Here is a 15,118-nt window from a genome sequence, read left to right on the forward strand (position 1 = left end):
TAGCCGAACTATCCTGCCCCGCAACAGGGAGGCCCATCCATGACCGATACCGCGCCGGCCGCCGCGGCCGTCCGTACTGCGCGCCAGCAGGTCGAGCCCGGCTGGATCGACTACAACGGCCACATGAACGTGGCCTATTACACGCTGGCGTTCGATCGCGCGCTGGACGATCTCTACGAGTCCCTCGGCATCGGGCCCACCTCGGCCCGGCGCGACCGGCTTGGGCCGATGGCGCTGCAGACGCAGATCCACTACCTCGCCGAGCTGCTCGAGGGCGAGGCGTTCCATTGCGAGGTCCAGATCCTCGACGCCGACGACAAGCGCGTGCATGTCTTCGCCACCATGATCGCCGAGGAGGATGGACGCCGCGTCGCCACCTACGAGTCGCTCACGATCAATGTCGATCTCGAGGCGCGCCGCTCGGCCCCCTTCGCGCCCGAGGCGGCCGCACGCGTCCGCGAGCTGGCGGCCGCGCATGCCGGCCTGCCGCGACCGGAGCAGGCCGGGCGCAGCATCGCCATCCGCCGCAAGGGCTGAGCCGGTGCCCGTTTGCCGCCATGACCCGATGGCGGAGGGTTTTAATAATCGCGAAAAGCGCTTAGGCTTGATTTCCCGACATTTTGATGCGGCGTAACACCATGCCGAACAGCGAGAGTCCGGTTGCCCGGCTCTTTACGCCCATTCGACTGCGCCTTTGGGCGAGGCTCCGGCTCCTGCGCGTGCGCCTCAAGCAGATCGAGCCGACGAACCAGATCGTGCTCTGGCTGATCGCCATCGTCGTCGGCGTCGTGACGGGGCATGCGATCACCCTGTTTCGCGCGGCCATTCCGTTCCTGCAGACGATCTTCTACGGCACCACCGACGAGATGATCCACACGGTCGCCGGCGCTCTGCCCTGGTACCTGGTGTTGCTCATCCCGGTCCTCGGGGGGCTGATCGTGGGCGTGATCCTCACGCGGTTCACGCCCGACGGCAAGGCCCGCGGCGTCGCCGACGTGATCCATGCCGCAGCCCTGGGAGGCGGGCGGGTCAATCGCCGTGTGGGCATCGGCTCGGCGCTCGCCGCGCTGGTCACGCTCTCGACCGGCGGCTCGACCGGGCGCGAGGGGCCTGCGGTGCATATCGGCGCCGTGATCGCCTCGTGGGTGTCTGACCGGCTCAAGGCGCCGGACGTCGCCGCGCGCGACATCCTGGGCTGCGCGGCCGCCGCAGCCGTCTCGGCCAGCTTCAACGCGCCGATTGCGGGGGCGCTCTTCGCCCTCGAGGTCGTGCTTCGCCATTATGCCCTGCACGCCTTCGGGCCGATCGTCATCGCCTCGGTCGCCGGCGCCGTCGTCAGCCGGATCCATCACGGCAATGTCACCGAATACGCGCTGCCGGTGCACACGCTCGGCTTTTACCAGGAGATGCCCGCCTTCCTGCTGCTTGGCGTCGTCTGCGGGCTCACCGCGGTGGTGATGATGCGCACGATCTTCTTCGCCGAAGGCATTGGCGACCGTGTCCAGCGCCTGCTGCACATTCCGCGCTGGCTGCGTCCCGCGGTTGCGGGCTTCGTGCTGGGGCTGATCGCGCTCGAGTTTCCCCACATCATCGGCGTCGGCTACGAGACGACGACGCTTGCGCTCAAGTCCGAGCTTGCGCTCACGACCGCGGTGATCTTCGCGGTGGTGAAGGTCATCGCGGTGGCGGCGACCTTCTCGGGCCATATGGGGGGCGGGATCTTCTCGCCGGCGCTGATGCTCGGCGCGCTGACCGGCACGGCGTTCGGGTCGATCGCGATCGATGTCTTCCCTTCCGTTGCCGGCAGCCAGGGCCTTTATGCCTTGGCAGGCACCGGGGCGGTGGCCGCGGCCGTTCTCGGCGCGCCCATATCATCCACGCTGATCGTCTTCGAACTGACCGGTGACTGGCAGGCAGGGATCGCGGTGATGGTGGCGATCTCGTCGGCCAGCGTGGTGGCCGACCGCCTGGTGGCGCGCAGCTTCTTTCTCACGCAGCTCGAGCGCGACGGCCTGAAGCTGGCCTACGGGCCGCAGGACTATCTCGCCCGCACGCTCAAGGTCACCCATGTTATGCGCCTGCGCGGCGCCGAGAACGGTGCCTCTGACAGTGCGTGCTGGGAACTGCACCGGCAGGGCGCCTACCTGCGCCGTAACGACACGCTGGAGCACGCCCTGCCGTTGCTTGAGCGGGTCAAGGGATCGTTCTTGCCGGTGGTGGACGAGCCCGCCGAGGAAGGCGGCGAGCCCGAGCTTCTTGGCGCGGTCTTCCATGTCGACGCGCTGCGCGCCTACAGCCGTTGCCTCGAGGACGAGCTGCGCGAGGAACACGGCTGACGCCGCGTTCCACCGCGGCGTTACAGCATTTCGACGGCCGCCTTTTCGGGGTAGAAGGCGATCAGCCCCGCGATGGCCTCGAGCCCGGCCCGCGGGTTTTCATAGGACCAAGCCGCGTCCTCGATGGGGCCCGACTTTGCCATGATGTGGAAATGGCTCGCCTCGCCCTTGTGCGGACAGACGGTGCGCGTCGGCGAAGCGTCCAGAAACTCCATGCCGATATCGGCGCGGGGGATGTAGAACACGGGCGCGTGCCCCGCCTCGTCGAGCCGCATCGCCGCGGTGCTCTCGGCGATTACCGCGCCCCCGGCGCGCACGACGATCGTGCCGCCCGCGGGCGACAGCGAAATTCTATCCGTCATCGGGAGTCCTCCAGATCCAGCCGACCGCCCCACAATGCGCCGGACGGCACGGGCGGGCAACTCATTGCGTGTCCAGCGGCGCGCAGGCCCGGCTCAGCCAGGCCGCCGTTTCCGCTGGCACGACGGGGCTCAGTTCGTCCCGGACGCGTGCGTGATAGCTGTCGAGCCAGGCGCGCTCGTCGGCGTCCAGCAGGTCCGGCACGATCATCCGGCGGTCGATCGGCGCCAGTGTCAGCGTCTCGAACCCCAGCATCGTCCGGTCACCGCCCTCGGGGATCGAGGGCTCGGTCACGACGACAAGGTTCTCGATCCGGATGCCGAAGGCGCCGTTCCGGTAGTAGCCGGGCTCGTTCGACAGGATCATGCCGGGCTCGAAGGGCACCTCGCCGCCGCGGCGCGAGAGGCTCTGCGGCCCTTCATGTACGTTCAGATAGCAGCCGACGCCGTGACCCGTGCCGTGGTCGTAGTCGAGCCCCGCCCGCCATAGCGCGGCGCGCGCCAGCGGGTCGAGGTCGCGGCCGGTCAGCCCCTTGGGCCAGCGCGCACGGCTGATCGCGATCATGCCCTTGAGCACCAGGGTGAACGGTCTGCGCGCCGCGTCCGGCGCGGCACCCAGCGCCATGGTCCGGGTGATGTCCGTCGTGCCGTCCCGATATTGAGCGCCTGAATCCACGAGCAGCAGCTCGCCGGGCGACAGCGCGCGGTTGGTCTTGCGGTTCACGCGGTAATGAACGATCGCGCCGTTCGGCCCCGAGCCGCAGATCGTGTCGAAGGCAATGTCCATCAGTGCGCCGGTATCGTCGCGGAACGCCTCGAGGCGTTCGACCACGTCGATCTCGGTCAGCGCCTCGCCCGCATCCACCGCCGTCTCCAGCCAGTGCAGGAACCGGGCAAAGGCGGCGCCGTCGCGCAGGTGCGCCGCGCGCATCCCTGCAAGCTCGGCGGGGTTCTTGCGCGCCTTGGGCAAGGCGCAGGGATCGCGGCCCCAGTCGATGCGTGCGCCGGCAGTCTCGAGCCGCGTCGCGATCCGGACCGGAGCGCTCGTCCTGTCGAGCCGGACCTTTGCATCCCCCAGCCCCGCCAGCACGCCGTCGAGCGCGTCGGCCGGGTGCACCGTCACGCCGTTGCCCAGATGGGCCATCACCGCGCCATCGAGCTTGTCGGGGTCGATGAACAGGTCCACTTCCGACGACTTGCGGATCAGTGCGAAGCAATGCGCGACCGGGCTCCGGGCCAGGTCGCCGCCGCGGATGTTGAGCAGCCAGGCGATCGAGTCGGGCAAGGACAGGAACGCGGCGTCGATCCCTCCCTCCTCCAGCGCACGGCCGACAAGCGCGCGCTTTTCTGCCGCGGCCTCGCCAGCCAACTCGGCGGGCTGGATGCTCACGGCGCCGGTCGGAGAAGGCGGCTGGTCCTCCCAGATCGTGTCGAGAGGGTTTGGCTCGAGGGGCACCAACGCGCCGCCGCGCGCGCTTACCGCCTCGTTGAGCCGGTCGAACTCGGCGCGTCCATGCAGCCAGGGGTCGAAGCCGAGGCGCGCGCCCTCGGGGAGAGCGCGCCGCAGCCAGCTTTCGGGCGTGGTCTCGTGGGTCGCGACCACCTCGAAGACGCCGCCATCCACCTGGTCGGCCGCCTGCAGCGTGTAGCGCCCATCGACGAAGATGGCCGCTCGCTCGGCCAGCACGATCGCAAGCCCGGCCGAGCCTGTGAACCCCGTGAGCCAGGCCAGCCTCTCGTCATGCGGTGCGACGGTCTCGCCCTGGTGCGCGTCCGCCCTTGGCACGAGGAATCCGTCCACGCCTGTCTCGATCAGGGCCGCGCGCAGGCGCGCCGCCCGCTCCGGGCCCATGCTGCCATCGGCGGCTGAGTCGAATGTCTGGTACATGCTGCTCGGCGTCCACCCCTTCGCGCGCTCCCGGCGCGCCGCGGCGCCATGCTGGCGGCGGGTCGGTCACGCGGCAAGTGATAAAATTGCCGTGACCTGTTGCTGCGGCGCACCATTGACGTGTTGCATTTCGGGGCATTCATCGTATATGTTGTCAAGGTTGCGTTAAGCCGGATGAAGACCGGCGGCGAGTGGCCTGAGTATTCAGCATAATTCGGAAGTGGGACGGGGCAGGCATGGGCAGGCTTGCGGCAGCGATTGCATTCATGATTGCGGCGGTGGCGCCGGGGCAGGGGCCCGCGGCGACGGACGCGGTCTTCGGATACTGGTTGTCCGAGAACGAGCGCGCGATCATCGAGATGAGCCAGTGCGGCTCGACGCTCTGCGGCCGCATGGTCTGGCTGAGCGATCCGGTCGACGCGAGCGGCACCCCCAAGCGTGACGCCAAGGGCGCGCCCCTTTGCGGCATTCACCTCGTCGACGGCTTCCGTCAGCGCGACATCGGCCGCTGGGCCGATGGCGACATCTACAATCCCCGCGACGGCAAGACCTATTCGGGCCGGCTGACGCTGATCGACGCAGACCGTCTCGAGGTTCGCGGCTATGTCGGCGTGCCGGCATTCGGCAAGAGCCAGATCTGGACGCGCACGGACGGTGACCGCGGCGGCTGCTGAGCCGCGCTGTTACCCTTTCGGCTGGCCGGAGACCGATGCCCCCGCGCCGTTGGCGATCTCGTCGGGTGAGAACCCGATCAGCAGCGTGACCGCGCGACCGGTCTCGTCCTCGACCTCGATCCGCTCGGCCACTCTTCCCCTCCGGAACCCGATGCTGTCGCCCCGGCCGGCAAAGACATGGTCGGTCTGGCCCTTGAGCGTCAATTCCACCGCGCCATCGGGCAGGTGGCGCAGCATGCCCACCGGGCCGCGCAGGTCGCGCAGCAAGGTGATGCGATCGCCCACATCCTCGGCGACGATCACGAGGTCGAGCCCCAGCGCGCTCGACTGGAGCCGCGCCGTCGTCCCCACAGCGTAAGCCATCTCGCTCCGCGGCACTGTCAGGATGCGGTCGAGCGCAAGCAGGCGGCAGCCGCACAGGTCTGCAGTGTCGCTCAGCGCCGCGAGGCAGGCCCTGACCGACGCCTCCGCAGCATCGGCGGGGCTGCCAGTCTCGGCGCCGCCGGCGACGCCGACGGCCGGGCAGATCTCGGGCGGAGACCCGCGTGAAATTGCACGCGGTGCGCCAAGTCCAAGGAACTTCTGCCCCTCTTCGCTGTTTGTCAGATAGGGAAGTGCTTCGACTCCGACGAAACGGGCGTCCGTTCGGGCGGACAACGCGGCGGGATCGAGCCTGGTGGACTGAAGCCGGACGAGCGCCAGATCGGCGTCATTTCTGGCTTCGATGATCGGGGGTTGATCGAGAACGATGAATGACCGGGTATCTCGCAAGCTGGACGAGCCCGTGCGGCTTTCCGTGGCGCCGCAGGCTGCAATGCTCAACACGCAAGCAAGAGCCGCTGCAGGGCGGAAGGTGATTCGCATCTTTAAACCGAAGGGTTTATCGCCCATAGTTGCGAAGGACTCCCGAATCGCTCCTTTGGAGCGTGATATTGAAGCCGGGTCAAATGGGGCTTTTCGCGGGCGCAGAGATGATGAGAATATGGCGGAGCACCCGTTCCGCGATGGAGGCTTGAGGGTGAGCGACGAGAGCAAGGCGTCGGGTTCCGTGGTTGCCGGCCGCGTAAAGTGGTATGACGCCGTGAAAGGGTACGGTTTCGTCGTGCCAGACAGCGGCGACGGCGACATCATGGTTCATGCCTCCTGCGTGCGCAGCTTCGGTCGAACCGCGCTCCCCGAGGGGGCACGGGTCGAGGTGATAACGGCCGAGGGCGCCCGTGGTCTTCACGCGCAGGAGATCCTCAACGTCGCCGATCCCGACCCGCAGGTCGAGGGCGCCTATCCGGGCTCGGCAGAATCGCCGCGTCCCACGGATTTCCTCGGTCCCGAGGCGGATGTTGGACCCCTCCAGCCCGCGCGGGTCAAGTGGTTCGACAAGCAAAAGGGCTTCGGTTTCGTGAACGTGTTCGGCATCGCCGAGGACGTCTTCGTCCACATGGAGATCGTGCGCCGCAGTGGCTTTGCCGATCTCTCCAGTGGCGAGGGCATGGCGGTGCGGACCTTCCGCGGGCCCCGCGGGCTGATGGTCGCCGAGGTCCGCCTGTGGGACGCCGGCGCGCAACCCGAGGGCGGAGCCGCGGCGCACCCTGGATGAGGCGTCGCCACATCGCACCAGACGGTCTTGTCAGGCCCGCCGCGCTGGCGGGCCTGATCGCATTGTGCCTCGCCGTGCCCGTCGCGGCCGCGGACCCGGCCTGCGCGCCTGACCGCGTTACCCTGATCGCGTCGCCCGAGCCGGTCAGCTACCGCGTCGAGATCGCCGACGATCCCGACGAGCAGGCCCGCGGGCTGATGTTCCGAACGCAGATGGACGAAGATGCGGGAATGCTCTTCATCTTCCCGTCGCCGCGGTCGGCGGCGTTCTGGATGAAGAACACGGTCCTGTCGCTCGACATTATTTTCATCGACGCGACGGGCCGCGTCCTGAACGTCGCCGAGAAGACGACGCCGTTCTCAGAAGCCGTTCTCCCGTCTGACGGCGAGGCGCTTGCGGTTCTCGAGGTCCATGCCGGCGAGGCCGCGCGCCGCGGCTTCGGCCCCGGGACGCAAGTTATCCACCCGGCATTCACCGCCGCGCCAGCCGAGCACCGCTGTCCCTGACGGCGCGCGATCGCGGCTTGCCGCAAGGGCGCGGCTCCTGTATCCGCCATCTCTGTCGGGGCGTAGCGCAGCCTGGTAGCGCGTCGGTTTTGGGTACCGAAGGCCGCCAGTTCGAATCTGGCCGCCCCGACCATGCACCACAGCTGCAGTCGATCTTGCGTCCTCAGCCGCGATCCGTGCCGGGCAGGAGCAGACCCTCGAGCACCGCGCGCAGGCGCGCGGGCAGCGCCACCGGGCGCCGGGTCTCGCGGTCGACATAGACATGGGTAAAGGCACCCGCGGCGGCGGCGTCATCGGCGCCCTCGCGAAAGATCCCGAGCGCATAGCTGACCGAACTGCGCCCCAGCCGGTCGACCCTCAGGCCGGCCTCGACCGTCTGAGGGAAGGCGAGCGGGGCGAAATAGCTGCACCGGGTCTCGACCACCAGGCCGATCACCGGGCCGTCGTGGATGTCCAGGGCGCCGGCTTCGATCAGGTGGCCGTTCACTGCCGTGTCGAAGAACGAGTAGTAGCGCACGTTGTTCACGTGGCCGTAGATATCGTTGTCCGACCAGCGCGTGGTGATCGGGCGGAACGCCGCGAAGGCGTCACGCCGCGGCGCGACGGGACGGTCCGCCGTCATGCCGGAACGCACCTTTCCATTCGGATCTCAGCGCCCCGCGGCCGCGCGCGGGCCGCCGCCCACCTTGACCGTCCCGGTTCCGGGATCGGGGCCGCGCATCTTCGAGGAACCCGTGTTCGCCGGGGCGCCGCGCTCGCGATAGGGTGTGCGGTCGAAATGCGCGCGATAGCATTTCGAGAAATGCGAGGGCGAGGTGAAGCCGCAGGCCAGCGCCACGTTGATCACGCTCATGTCGGTCTGCAGCAGCAGGCTGCGCGCCTTGTCGAGCCTCAACTCCATGTAATAGCGCTTGGGCGAGCGGTTGAGATACCGCCGGAACAGCCGCTCGAGCTGGCGCGTCGACATGTTCACCGCCTCCGCCAGGTCCGACGGGCTCACCGGATCCTCGGTCGAGCGCTCCATCATCTGGATCACCTGCACCAGCTTCGGGTGGCGCACGCCGATACGGGCGGGCACGCTCAGGCGCTGCTCGTCATTGTCCGAGCGCATCGGCGTGTGGATCAGGCAGTCCGCGACCAGCGAGCCCAGGTCGGCGCCATGCTCGTCGGCGATCAGGTGCAGCATCATGTCGGCCGACGAGGTGCCGCCCGCGCAGGTGAACACCCCGTCATCGACAACGTAGAGCAGCTTCGAGAGCTTCGCCTCGGGGAAGTCCTCGCCAAAGGCGGCGTGGTTCTCCCAGTGGATGGTGCAGCGCTTGCCGTCCAGCAGGCCGGCCTTCGCCAGGACATGCGCCCCGGTGCACAGCGCGCCGACGCGCGCGCCGCGGCGCGCCTGCTTGCGCAGCCAGGTCAGCACCGGTTTCGACGCCGCGCGGTCCAGGCCGAAGCCCGTGCAGACGACCAGCGAACTGTCGCGGTTCACGTCCTCGATCGGGCCGTCGACCATCACCGTCGTGCCGTTCGAGCATTCCACCGGGTCGCCCGTCTCGGAAACCAGCCGCCAGGCGTAGAGTGGCTTGCGCGCCATGCGGTTCGCGACGCGCAGCGGCTCGATGGCCGACGCGAAGGCGATCATCGAGAACATCGGGCACAGAAGGAAGACGAACTCCCGCGGCTTGGTCGCCTCGGGTTTCGGCGTTTGCGGTGCGGCGACTGAGCCCATGGCGCTCTCTACGACCTCATCGTTCAGGTCTGCGCGAATCATTGCACAAATGCGACATTGACGCCGCATTCGTGCCTGCGTCAAGGGCGGCTCAGGCGCCTCTGGCCTCTGCCGCGCGGGTCTGCTAGAGCGTGCGCATCCACGATCAGGAGAGCCGACCATGACCCAGAACTGGAGTCGCGAAAGCTGGCGCAACCATGTCGCCCTGCAGATGCCCGTCTACGAGGACGAGGCGGCGGTGGCGCGCGTTACCGGTCGCCTGGCCAGCTATCCGCCGCTCGTGTTCGGGGGCGAGGCGCGGCGTCTGAAATCGCATCTGGCCGAGGTTGCGGAAGGCAAGGCTTTCCTGCTCCAGGGCGGCGACTGCGCCGAGAGCTTCGCCGACTTCAAGGCCGACAACATTCGCGACACCTTCCGCGTGATGCTGCAGATGGCGGTGGTGCTGACCTATGCCGCGCGCGTGCCCGTCGTGAAGGTGGGCCGCATGGCCGGCCAGTTCGCCAAGCCGCGCTCGGCGCCGACCGAGACCGTGGGCGGGGTCGAGTTACCGTCCTACCGCGGTGACATCGTCAACGGGTTCGACTTCACACCCGAGGCCCGCATCCCGGATCCCGAGCGGATGGTCACCGCCTACATGCATTCGGCGGCGACGCTGAACCTGCTGCGCGCCTTCGCGACCGGCGGCTATGCCGACCTGCACCGGGTGCAGAGCTGGAATCTCGAATTCGCCAAGGGCAGCCCGCAGGTCGAGAAGTACCAGCACATCGCCGACCGGATCTCGGCCGCGATCGACTTCATGGGCGCCTGCGGCGTGACCTCGGACACGATGGAGACGCTCAGGACCGTCGAGTACTACACCTCGCACGAGGCGCTGCTCCTGCCCTACGAGGAAGCGCTGGCCCGCGTCGACTCGACCACCGGCGAGCCCGTGGCCTGCTCGGGCCACATGCTCTGGATCGGCGACCGCACCCGCCAGCCCGACGGCGCGCATGTCGAGTTCTGCCGCGGCGTGATCAACCCGATCGGGCTGAAATGCGGCCCGACGCTGGATCCGGACGAGCTTCTGCGCCTCGTCGACATCCTGAACCCCAAGAACGAGGCGGGACGCCTCACGCTGATCTGCCGGACCGGCGCGGGCAAGGTGGCCGATCACCTGCCTGGCTGGATCCGCGCGATCGAGCGTGAAGGCCGCAAGGTGGTCTGGTCCTGCGATCCGATGCACGGCAACACCATCAAGTCGGCCTCGGGCTACAAGACCCGCCCTTTCGACAAGGTGCTGCAGGAGGTGCGCGAGTTCTTCGACGCCCACGGCGCCGAGGGGACCTATGCCGGCGGCGTGCATTTCGAGATGACCGGACAGGACGTGACCGAGTGCATGGGCGGGATGCAGGACCTCACCAGCGAGGACCTTGCCAGCCGCTATCACACTGCCTGCGATCCGCGGCTCAACGCGAGCCAGTCGCTCGAGCTTGCCTTCCTGCTCAGCGCGGAGCTCGAGGAGATCATGGCGGCACGGCGCGCGGCGGTCACGGTCTGAGCGTGAGCGCACGGGTCGTCGTCCTCACCGCGCCGCGCGAGCGGGGCCTGACGGACACCGAGATCGCGGCGGCGGGGCGGCATGTCGATGGCGACACGCCCCGCCGTCTCGGCCCGGCCTCGGCCGAAATCGCGACGGAGCGCAGCCCCGATACGGCGCGGATCGCGGCGGCGTTGCCGGCGGTGGACGTCAACGTCGTGCCCGCGGAGGGCCGGCGCAAGCGCATCCTGATCGCCGACATGGATTCGACCATGATCCCGGTCGAATGCATCGACGAGATTGCCGATTTCGCCGGCGTGAAGCCGCAGGTCGCCGCGATCACCGAACGCGCGATGCAGGGCGAGCTCGATTTCGAGGGCGCGCTGCGCGCACGCGTGAAGCTGCTCGAGGGCCTCGAGGAGGCGGTGCTCGCGCGCGTCCATGCCGAGCGGGTCAGCCTCAACCCGGGCGCCGCCGCGCTGGTGCGCACGATGCGGGCGGCCGGGGCGCATACGCTGCTGGTCTCGGGCGGCTTTACCTATTTCGCGACGCGCGTTGCCGCGGAAGCGGGCTTTGCCGAGGCCCGCGCGAACGTGCTGCTTGCCCGGGACGGCCGCCTGACGGGTCACGTCGCCGAGCCGATCCTGGGCCGCGAGGCCAAGCTTGCCGCCCTGCGCGAGGCCGCCGCGGCGATGGGCGTCGGGCCCGAGGCGGTGCTCGCCGTCGGCGACGGGGCGAACGACCTTGCGATGGTCGAAGCGGCGGGGCTTGGCGTCGCCTATCACCCCAAGCCCGCGCTGGCCGAGCGCGCCGACGCCGTCATCCGCCATTCCGGGCTGGACGCGCTTCTTGCCCTCCAGGGCTATGCCGAGGATGAGATCGCCGGCTTTTGATCGCGATTGCCGCGGGCCGCGTCTTCGGATGACGGCGCCGTCGCCCGCCTCAGCGCCAGAGCCGCTCGCCGTATTCCGCCTCGAGCCCCGCATAGAGCTCGGCGACCTCGGGGCCATAGCCGTTGAACTTCATCGTCGGGATGGTCTTCTCGGTGCCCAGCACGCGTTCGTCCGCCTGGCTCCAGCGCGGATGCGGGACGGCCGGGTTCACGTTCGCCCAGAAGCCGTACTCGCTGGCCTGCAGCTCCTCCCAGAAGCTGACCGGGCGCTCCTCGACAAAGCTCACGCGCACCACGGACTTGATCGACTTGAAGCCGTACTTCCAGGGCAGATGCAGCCGGATCGGCGCGCCGAACTGCTTGTGCAGCACCTTGCCATAGGCACCGACGACCATCATCGCCAGCTCGTTCGTGGCCTCGGCCATCGTCAGCCCCTCGACATAGGGCCAGGGATACCAGTGCTGGCGCTGGCCGCGCGCGACGTCGGGATCCTTGAAGGTCTCGAACCGCACATATTTTGCGCCCGACAGCGGCTTGGCCATCTCGACCAGCCGCGCGAGCGGGAAGCCGATCCAGGGCACGACCATCGACCAGGCCTCGACGCATCGGTGGCGGTAGACCCGCTCCTCGAGCGGCATCTTCGCGATCAGGTCATCCGCGCCGATGGTGATCGGCGTCTCGACCAGCCCGTCGATAGCAATCGTCCAGCCGTCGGTCTCGAGAGCCTGCGCCGCACGCGCGATCTGCTTGTGCGAGCCGAACTCGTAGAAATTGTTGTAGGTCGAGTTGATCATCTCGTCCGTGATCGCCCGCCCGGCATCGGAAAAGCGCGGACTGCGCTCGGGCATCGGTGCGAAGGGTTCCTCCGGCGCGGCCGCATCCGCAGGTCCCGTCACGCCCGACAGCGCGCCCGCCGCCAGCAGGCCACCGCCCGCGGCCAGGATCGCGCGCCGGTTCCAGAACACGGGCTCGGGCGTCGCGGCGCTCTCGGGCAGGGCCCAGCGCGGTTTGCGGATGATCCTCATGTCCAGTCCTCGCGGCAGAGTTCGTTAAGCATGACCACTCTGCACGAAAAACTAGGGCACGCCGCAACACCAGAAAGCCGTGAACACGTGCTTGTGTCCGCGGCGCATAAAAAAACCGGGCCACTTGGGCCCGGCCGAGTTCAACAGGGAGGTATCACAACCTGAGGCGATACCAGCGGTAGCGCCTCGACAGCCGAGATAAGCTGTTGCAGGGCTGCCTGCAAGTTGCTCATTGGTCGCAGCCACGCAAGTCAGCTATGCCTTGCGCGCAACCCTAGGGGTATCGTCGCGCCCGCGATTGAATTCCTCGACCTCGCGCAGGATGAAGTCGCGGAAGGCCAAGATCCGCTGCGATCGCCTAAGCTCTTCCGGATAAACGAAATAAACGTGAATCGGCGGGCTGATCTCGTCCGGCAGGACGTTCACGAGATCCGGATAATCGCGGGTGATGTAATCGGGCAACGCCGCCACGCCTAATCCATTCACCGCGGCCTTGAGCACGCCAAAATAGCTGTTGATCCGCAGATGCGAGTTTCGCGCGGGCGAAGTGTGGCTCTTGAGCCACTCTGCGGCCTCGTGCGGCTGCGGCGCGTCGGGGCTGTAGGTGATCAGCCTGTGCTGCTCCAGTTCACGCGAATCCGTGGGCGTGCCCTCGCGCGCGAGATAGTCTTGGCTGGCATAGAGGCGCATCGTCACCTCCATCAGCGGCCGGCGGATCAGATCGGCCTGGCTGGGCGAGGACAGGCGGATCGCCACGTCCGCCTCGCGCATCGGCAGGTCCAGAAGCGCCTCGGTCAGGATCAGGTCGACGCTCAGGTTGGGGTGGGCGTCGAAAAGGCGGGCCATCCGGGGCGCCAGCCACAAGGTGCCGAAGCCCGCCGTCGTCGTGACCCGCAGGTCGCCATGCACCTCATCCTTCGAGTCGCGCAGGCGCGCCCCGGCCACCATCAGCCGCTTGGCGATGGCGCTGGTGGCCTCGTAGAGGATCTCGCCCTGCTCGGTCAGAAGCAGGCCGCGCGCGTGGCGGTGGAACAGCGTCACCTGCAACTGGTCCTCGAGGCCGCGAATCTGGCGGCTGATCGCCGACTGGCTCAGATGCAGCTGCTCGCCCGCATGCGTCAGGCTTCCCGCATCCGCGACGGCATGAAAGACGCGCAGCTTGTCCCAGTCCATGACTCTCCCCGTCGCGGCCTTTGCCGGCCGTGCTCGTTTCTCAGCGTTCGTTTGCTCCCGCGGCGGATCGGAGTATACCGACAAAGCGACATTTGGGCAGCAAAATGGGGTCGGGATGGGAATGAGCGCAAGGCGCGTGGTGCTGGCGGTTGTCGCCTGCCTCGGAGTCCTGCTCGGGCACACGGTTGCGCAGGCGCAGGACACCCTCGACGGGCGCTATGACGGCATGGCCGACGCCGCGGGCGCCGCGATCGACATCTATCCCGATTCTGGTGGCTTTCGCGGCACTTTCTACGACGCGGGCGGGCGCCGGCAGAAGTTCCTCGCGGACCGCGTCGGCGAGACCGCCGAGGCGGTGCTCGACATGGACGGCCGCACGGTCCTGATGCGCATGACGCCGCTGCCCTTCGGCGCCGAGGTCGCGCTCGTCCCCTTCGCCGCCGATGGCACGCTGGACATCGGGGCCTCGCGCATCATCAACTTCGTGCGCGAGGGGCTCGAGGTTCCCAAGCTGCCCGAGGGCTATGTCCCGGCGCCGGATGGCTCCGGGGGGCGGCTCGCGGCGCTGAGCTTCCTTGTCTCCTACGAGTTCTGGGCGCCGACCGGCGTGCGGCACGGCTACATGGCGCTCGCGCCGCGGCACCGCACGCTGGTGCGCCTCTTTCCCGCGGTCCAGCTCGACGTGATCTGGAAGCTCTGCCTCGCCCCCGGGGCCGCCGATGCGCTGGGGGTTGCGCTGCGCGGGCAGGGCGTGACCTGCGACGAGGTCCGAGACGGCATCGCCCAGGCCCAGCGGACCGGCCGTTTCGACGACTACAAGGCCGAGGTCCAGCGCCAGGGGGCGCTGCTGCGCACCGCCGTGCGCTGCGCCGACAACTATGTGATGTCCAAGCCGGTCTGCGACCGCGCCGCGCAGGACGTCAGCCGGGCCGCGGTGTCACTCGAAACCGCCGCCACGGTGCTCGGCCGTTATCGCTGAGCCTCAGCGCCGGTGGGGGTGGCTCCGGCGGTTCTTCGCGCCCCAGTCCTCGATCCATTCGAGCACCGGCCGCAGTGCCATGCCCTTGGGTGTGATGCGGTATTCCAGCCGCCGCGCCCCGGCATGGACCGGCCGCTTTTCCAGGATCCCCTCGTCCACCAGCCGCGCGAGCCGGTTCGAGAGGATGTTGCGCGCCACGCCCAGCCGCCGCTGGAAGGTGTCGAAGCGCGTCACGCCATGCAGGGCCGCCCAGATGATGAGCAGGGTCCAGCTGTCCCCGATCTGGCGAACCGCATCCGCCATTGCTGAAATATCGGATTGCTCGACATCGGCCATGGCGACGTCTCCCGCTGGCGCGCTTCTGCCGCGCGGATAATCCTTTTGTATCATGGAAATGCCTTCGCGTCCTAGACATGGCGTCGGCGCGGCGGCAAATCTGGTGCCGGTTGT

Annotated in this window: 16 protein-coding genes and 1 tRNA gene; 9 read left to right on the forward strand and 8 right to left on the reverse strand. The window is 68.4% G+C overall.

The window, feature by feature from the left end; genetic code table 11:
• Nucleotides 1–39: 39 nt before the first annotated feature.
• Together H0I76_RS10800 and H0I76_RS10805 are read left to right on the forward strand one after the other, a co-directional pair.
• The gene (locus H0I76_RS10800) at nt 40–537 is read left to right on the forward strand and encodes a thioesterase family protein (RefSeq protein ID WP_200609877.1); all 498 of its coding nucleotides are present in this window, start codon (nt 40–42) and stop codon (nt 535–537) included.
• Between the two features lie 86 nt (nt 538–623).
• Complete coding sequence (locus H0I76_RS10805) at nt 624–2,336, forward strand: chloride channel protein (RefSeq protein ID WP_234455255.1); 1,713 nt, start codon at nt 624–626, stop codon at nt 2,334–2,336.
• 20 nt (nt 2,337–2,356) lie between these two features.
• On the opposite strand, the gene H0I76_RS10810 is transcribed toward H0I76_RS10805, so the two are convergent.
• Together H0I76_RS10810 and H0I76_RS10815 are read right to left on the reverse strand one after the other, a co-directional pair.
• On the reverse strand, nt 2,357–2,698 hold the full coding sequence (locus tag H0I76_RS10810; RefSeq protein WP_200609878.1) for a DUF427 domain-containing protein: 342 nt from the start codon (nt 2,696–2,698) through the stop codon (nt 2,357–2,359).
• A gap of 61 nt (nt 2,699–2,759) precedes the next feature.
• Nucleotides 2,760–4,583 carry an aminopeptidase P family protein gene (locus H0I76_RS10815; RefSeq protein WP_200609879.1) on the reverse strand — a complete coding sequence of 608 codons (1,824 nt, stop codon included), beginning with the start codon at nt 4,581–4,583 and terminating at the stop codon, nt 2,760–2,762.
• Nucleotides 4,584–4,819: 236 nt separating this feature from the next.
• On the opposite strand from H0I76_RS10815, the gene H0I76_RS10820 reads away from it, so the two are divergent.
• Nucleotides 4,820–5,257 carry a DUF2147 domain-containing protein gene (locus H0I76_RS10820; protein ID WP_200609880.1) on the forward strand — a complete coding sequence of 146 codons (438 nt, stop codon included), beginning with the start codon at nt 4,820–4,822 and terminating at the stop codon, nt 5,255–5,257.
• A gap of 9 nt (nt 5,258–5,266) precedes the next feature.
• Here H0I76_RS10820 and H0I76_RS10825 read toward each other — a convergent pair whose 3' ends face one another.
• On the reverse strand, nt 5,267–5,914 hold the full coding sequence (locus tag H0I76_RS10825) for a hypothetical protein (RefSeq protein ID WP_200609881.1): 648 nt from the start codon (nt 5,912–5,914) through the stop codon (nt 5,267–5,269).
• A gap of 361 nt (nt 5,915–6,275) precedes the next feature.
• On the opposite strand from H0I76_RS10825, the gene H0I76_RS10830 reads away from it, so the two are divergent.
• The 3 genes from H0I76_RS10830 to H0I76_RS10840 all read left to right on the forward strand — a co-directional run bounded on the left by H0I76_RS10830 (nt 6,276) and on the right by H0I76_RS10840 (nt 7,490).
• Nucleotides 6,276–6,851 (forward strand): cold-shock protein, encoded by a 576-nt coding sequence (locus H0I76_RS10830; RefSeq protein ID WP_325166432.1) that lies wholly within the window; start codon nt 6,276–6,278, stop codon nt 6,849–6,851.
• The gene (locus H0I76_RS10835) at nt 6,848–7,357 is read left to right on the forward strand and encodes a DUF192 domain-containing protein (protein WP_200609882.1); all 510 of its coding nucleotides are present in this window, start codon (nt 6,848–6,850) and stop codon (nt 7,355–7,357) included. The genes H0I76_RS10830 and H0I76_RS10835 overlap by 4 nt, the downstream gene beginning before the upstream one ends.
• 56 nt (nt 7,358–7,413) lie before the next feature.
• Nucleotides 7,414–7,490 (forward strand) — tRNA-Pro (locus tag H0I76_RS10840).
• A 30-nt stretch (nt 7,491–7,520) separates the two neighbouring features.
• Here H0I76_RS10840 and H0I76_RS10845 read toward each other — a convergent pair.
• Together H0I76_RS10845 and H0I76_RS10850 are read right to left on the reverse strand one after the other, a co-directional pair.
• Nucleotides 7,521–7,979 (reverse strand): acyl-CoA thioesterase, encoded by a 459-nt coding sequence (locus H0I76_RS10845; RefSeq protein ID WP_200609883.1) that lies wholly within the window; start codon nt 7,977–7,979, stop codon nt 7,521–7,523.
• 27 nt (nt 7,980–8,006) lie between these two features.
• Nucleotides 8,007–9,083 (reverse strand): GlxA family transcriptional regulator, encoded by a 1,077-nt coding sequence (locus tag H0I76_RS10850; RefSeq protein WP_200609884.1) that lies wholly within the window; start codon nt 9,081–9,083, stop codon nt 8,007–8,009.
• Nucleotides 9,084–9,243: 160 nt separating this feature from the next.
• Between H0I76_RS10850 and H0I76_RS10855 the strand changes: the two genes are divergently transcribed.
• Together H0I76_RS10855 and serB are read left to right on the forward strand one after the other, a co-directional pair.
• Nucleotides 9,244–10,620 carry a class II 3-deoxy-7-phosphoheptulonate synthase gene (locus tag H0I76_RS10855; protein WP_200609885.1) on the forward strand — a complete coding sequence of 459 codons (1,377 nt, stop codon included), beginning with the start codon at nt 9,244–9,246 and terminating at the stop codon, nt 10,618–10,620.
• 2 nt (nt 10,621–10,622) lie between these two features.
• Entirely contained in the window at nt 10,623–11,492 is an 870-nt protein-coding gene (gene serB, locus H0I76_RS10860; protein ID WP_325166433.1) for a phosphoserine phosphatase SerB, read from the forward strand.
• Nucleotides 11,493–11,541: 49 nt separating this feature from the next.
• Here the strand turns inward: serB and msrP are convergent, their stop codons facing one another.
• Together msrP and H0I76_RS10870 are read right to left on the reverse strand one after the other, a co-directional pair.
• Nucleotides 11,542–12,516: a protein-methionine-sulfoxide reductase catalytic subunit MsrP gene (msrP, locus tag H0I76_RS10865; protein ID WP_200609886.1), complete on the reverse strand. Its 975-nt coding sequence runs from the start codon at nt 12,514–12,516 to the stop codon at nt 11,542–11,544.
• Between the two features lie 255 nt (nt 12,517–12,771).
• Nucleotides 12,772–13,689: a LysR family transcriptional regulator gene (locus H0I76_RS10870; RefSeq protein ID WP_200609887.1), complete on the reverse strand. Its 918-nt coding sequence runs from the start codon at nt 13,687–13,689 to the stop codon at nt 12,772–12,774.
• Between the two features lie 121 nt (nt 13,690–13,810).
• On the opposite strand from H0I76_RS10870, the gene H0I76_RS10875 reads away from it, so the two are divergent.
• Nucleotides 13,811–14,668: a hypothetical protein gene (locus tag H0I76_RS10875; protein WP_200609888.1), complete on the forward strand. Its 858-nt coding sequence runs from the start codon at nt 13,811–13,813 to the stop codon at nt 14,666–14,668.
• Between the two features lie 3 nt (nt 14,669–14,671).
• On the opposite strand, the gene H0I76_RS10880 is transcribed toward H0I76_RS10875, so the two are convergent.
• On the reverse strand, nt 14,672–15,004 hold the full coding sequence (locus H0I76_RS10880) for a winged helix-turn-helix transcriptional regulator (RefSeq protein WP_200609889.1): 333 nt from the start codon (nt 15,002–15,004) through the stop codon (nt 14,672–14,674).
• Nucleotides 15,005–15,118: the final 114 nt, after the last annotated feature.

The organism is Thermohalobaculum xanthum (genome assembly GCF_016623495.1).
Classification (GTDB): Bacteria; Pseudomonadota; Alphaproteobacteria; order Rhodobacterales; family Rhodobacteraceae; genus Thermohalobaculum; species Thermohalobaculum xanthum.

Bases quoted from the DNA above. Each gene is read 5' to 3' on its own strand.
- H0I76_RS10800 (WP_200609877.1), top strand. From the start codon at position 40: ATGACCGATACCGCGCCGGCCGCCGCGGCCGTCCGTACTGCGCGCCAG.
- H0I76_RS10805 (WP_234455255.1), top strand. From the start codon at position 624: ATGCGGCGTAACACCATGCCGAACAGCGAGAGTCCGGTTGCCCGGCTC.
- H0I76_RS10810 (WP_200609878.1), bottom strand. From the start codon at position 2,698: ATGACGGATAGAATTTCGCTGTCGCCCGCGGGCGGCACGATCGTCGTG.
- H0I76_RS10815 (WP_200609879.1), bottom strand. From the start codon at position 4,583: ATGTACCAGACATTCGACTCAGCCGCCGATGGCAGCATGGGCCCGGAG.
- H0I76_RS10820 (WP_200609880.1), top strand. From the start codon at position 4,820: ATGGGCAGGCTTGCGGCAGCGATTGCATTCATGATTGCGGCGGTGGCG.
- H0I76_RS10835 (WP_200609882.1), top strand. From the start codon at position 6,848: ATGAGGCGTCGCCACATCGCACCAGACGGTCTTGTCAGGCCCGCCGCG.
- H0I76_RS10845 (WP_200609883.1), bottom strand. From the start codon at position 7,979: ATGACGGCGGACCGTCCCGTCGCGCCGCGGCGTGACGCCTTCGCGGCG.
- H0I76_RS10850 (WP_200609884.1), bottom strand. From the start codon at position 9,083: ATGGGCTCAGTCGCCGCACCGCAAACGCCGAAACCCGAGGCGACCAAG.
- H0I76_RS10855 (WP_200609885.1), top strand. From the start codon at position 9,244: ATGACCCAGAACTGGAGTCGCGAAAGCTGGCGCAACCATGTCGCCCTG.
- msrP (WP_200609886.1), bottom strand. From the start codon at position 12,516: ATGAGGATCATCCGCAAACCGCGCTGGGCCCTGCCCGAGAGCGCCGCG.
- H0I76_RS10870 (WP_200609887.1), bottom strand. From the start codon at position 13,689: ATGGACTGGGACAAGCTGCGCGTCTTTCATGCCGTCGCGGATGCGGGA.
- H0I76_RS10875 (WP_200609888.1), top strand. From the start codon at position 13,811: ATGAGCGCAAGGCGCGTGGTGCTGGCGGTTGTCGCCTGCCTCGGAGTC.
- H0I76_RS10880 (WP_200609889.1), bottom strand. From the start codon at position 15,004: ATGGCCGATGTCGAGCAATCCGATATTTCAGCAATGGCGGATGCGGTT.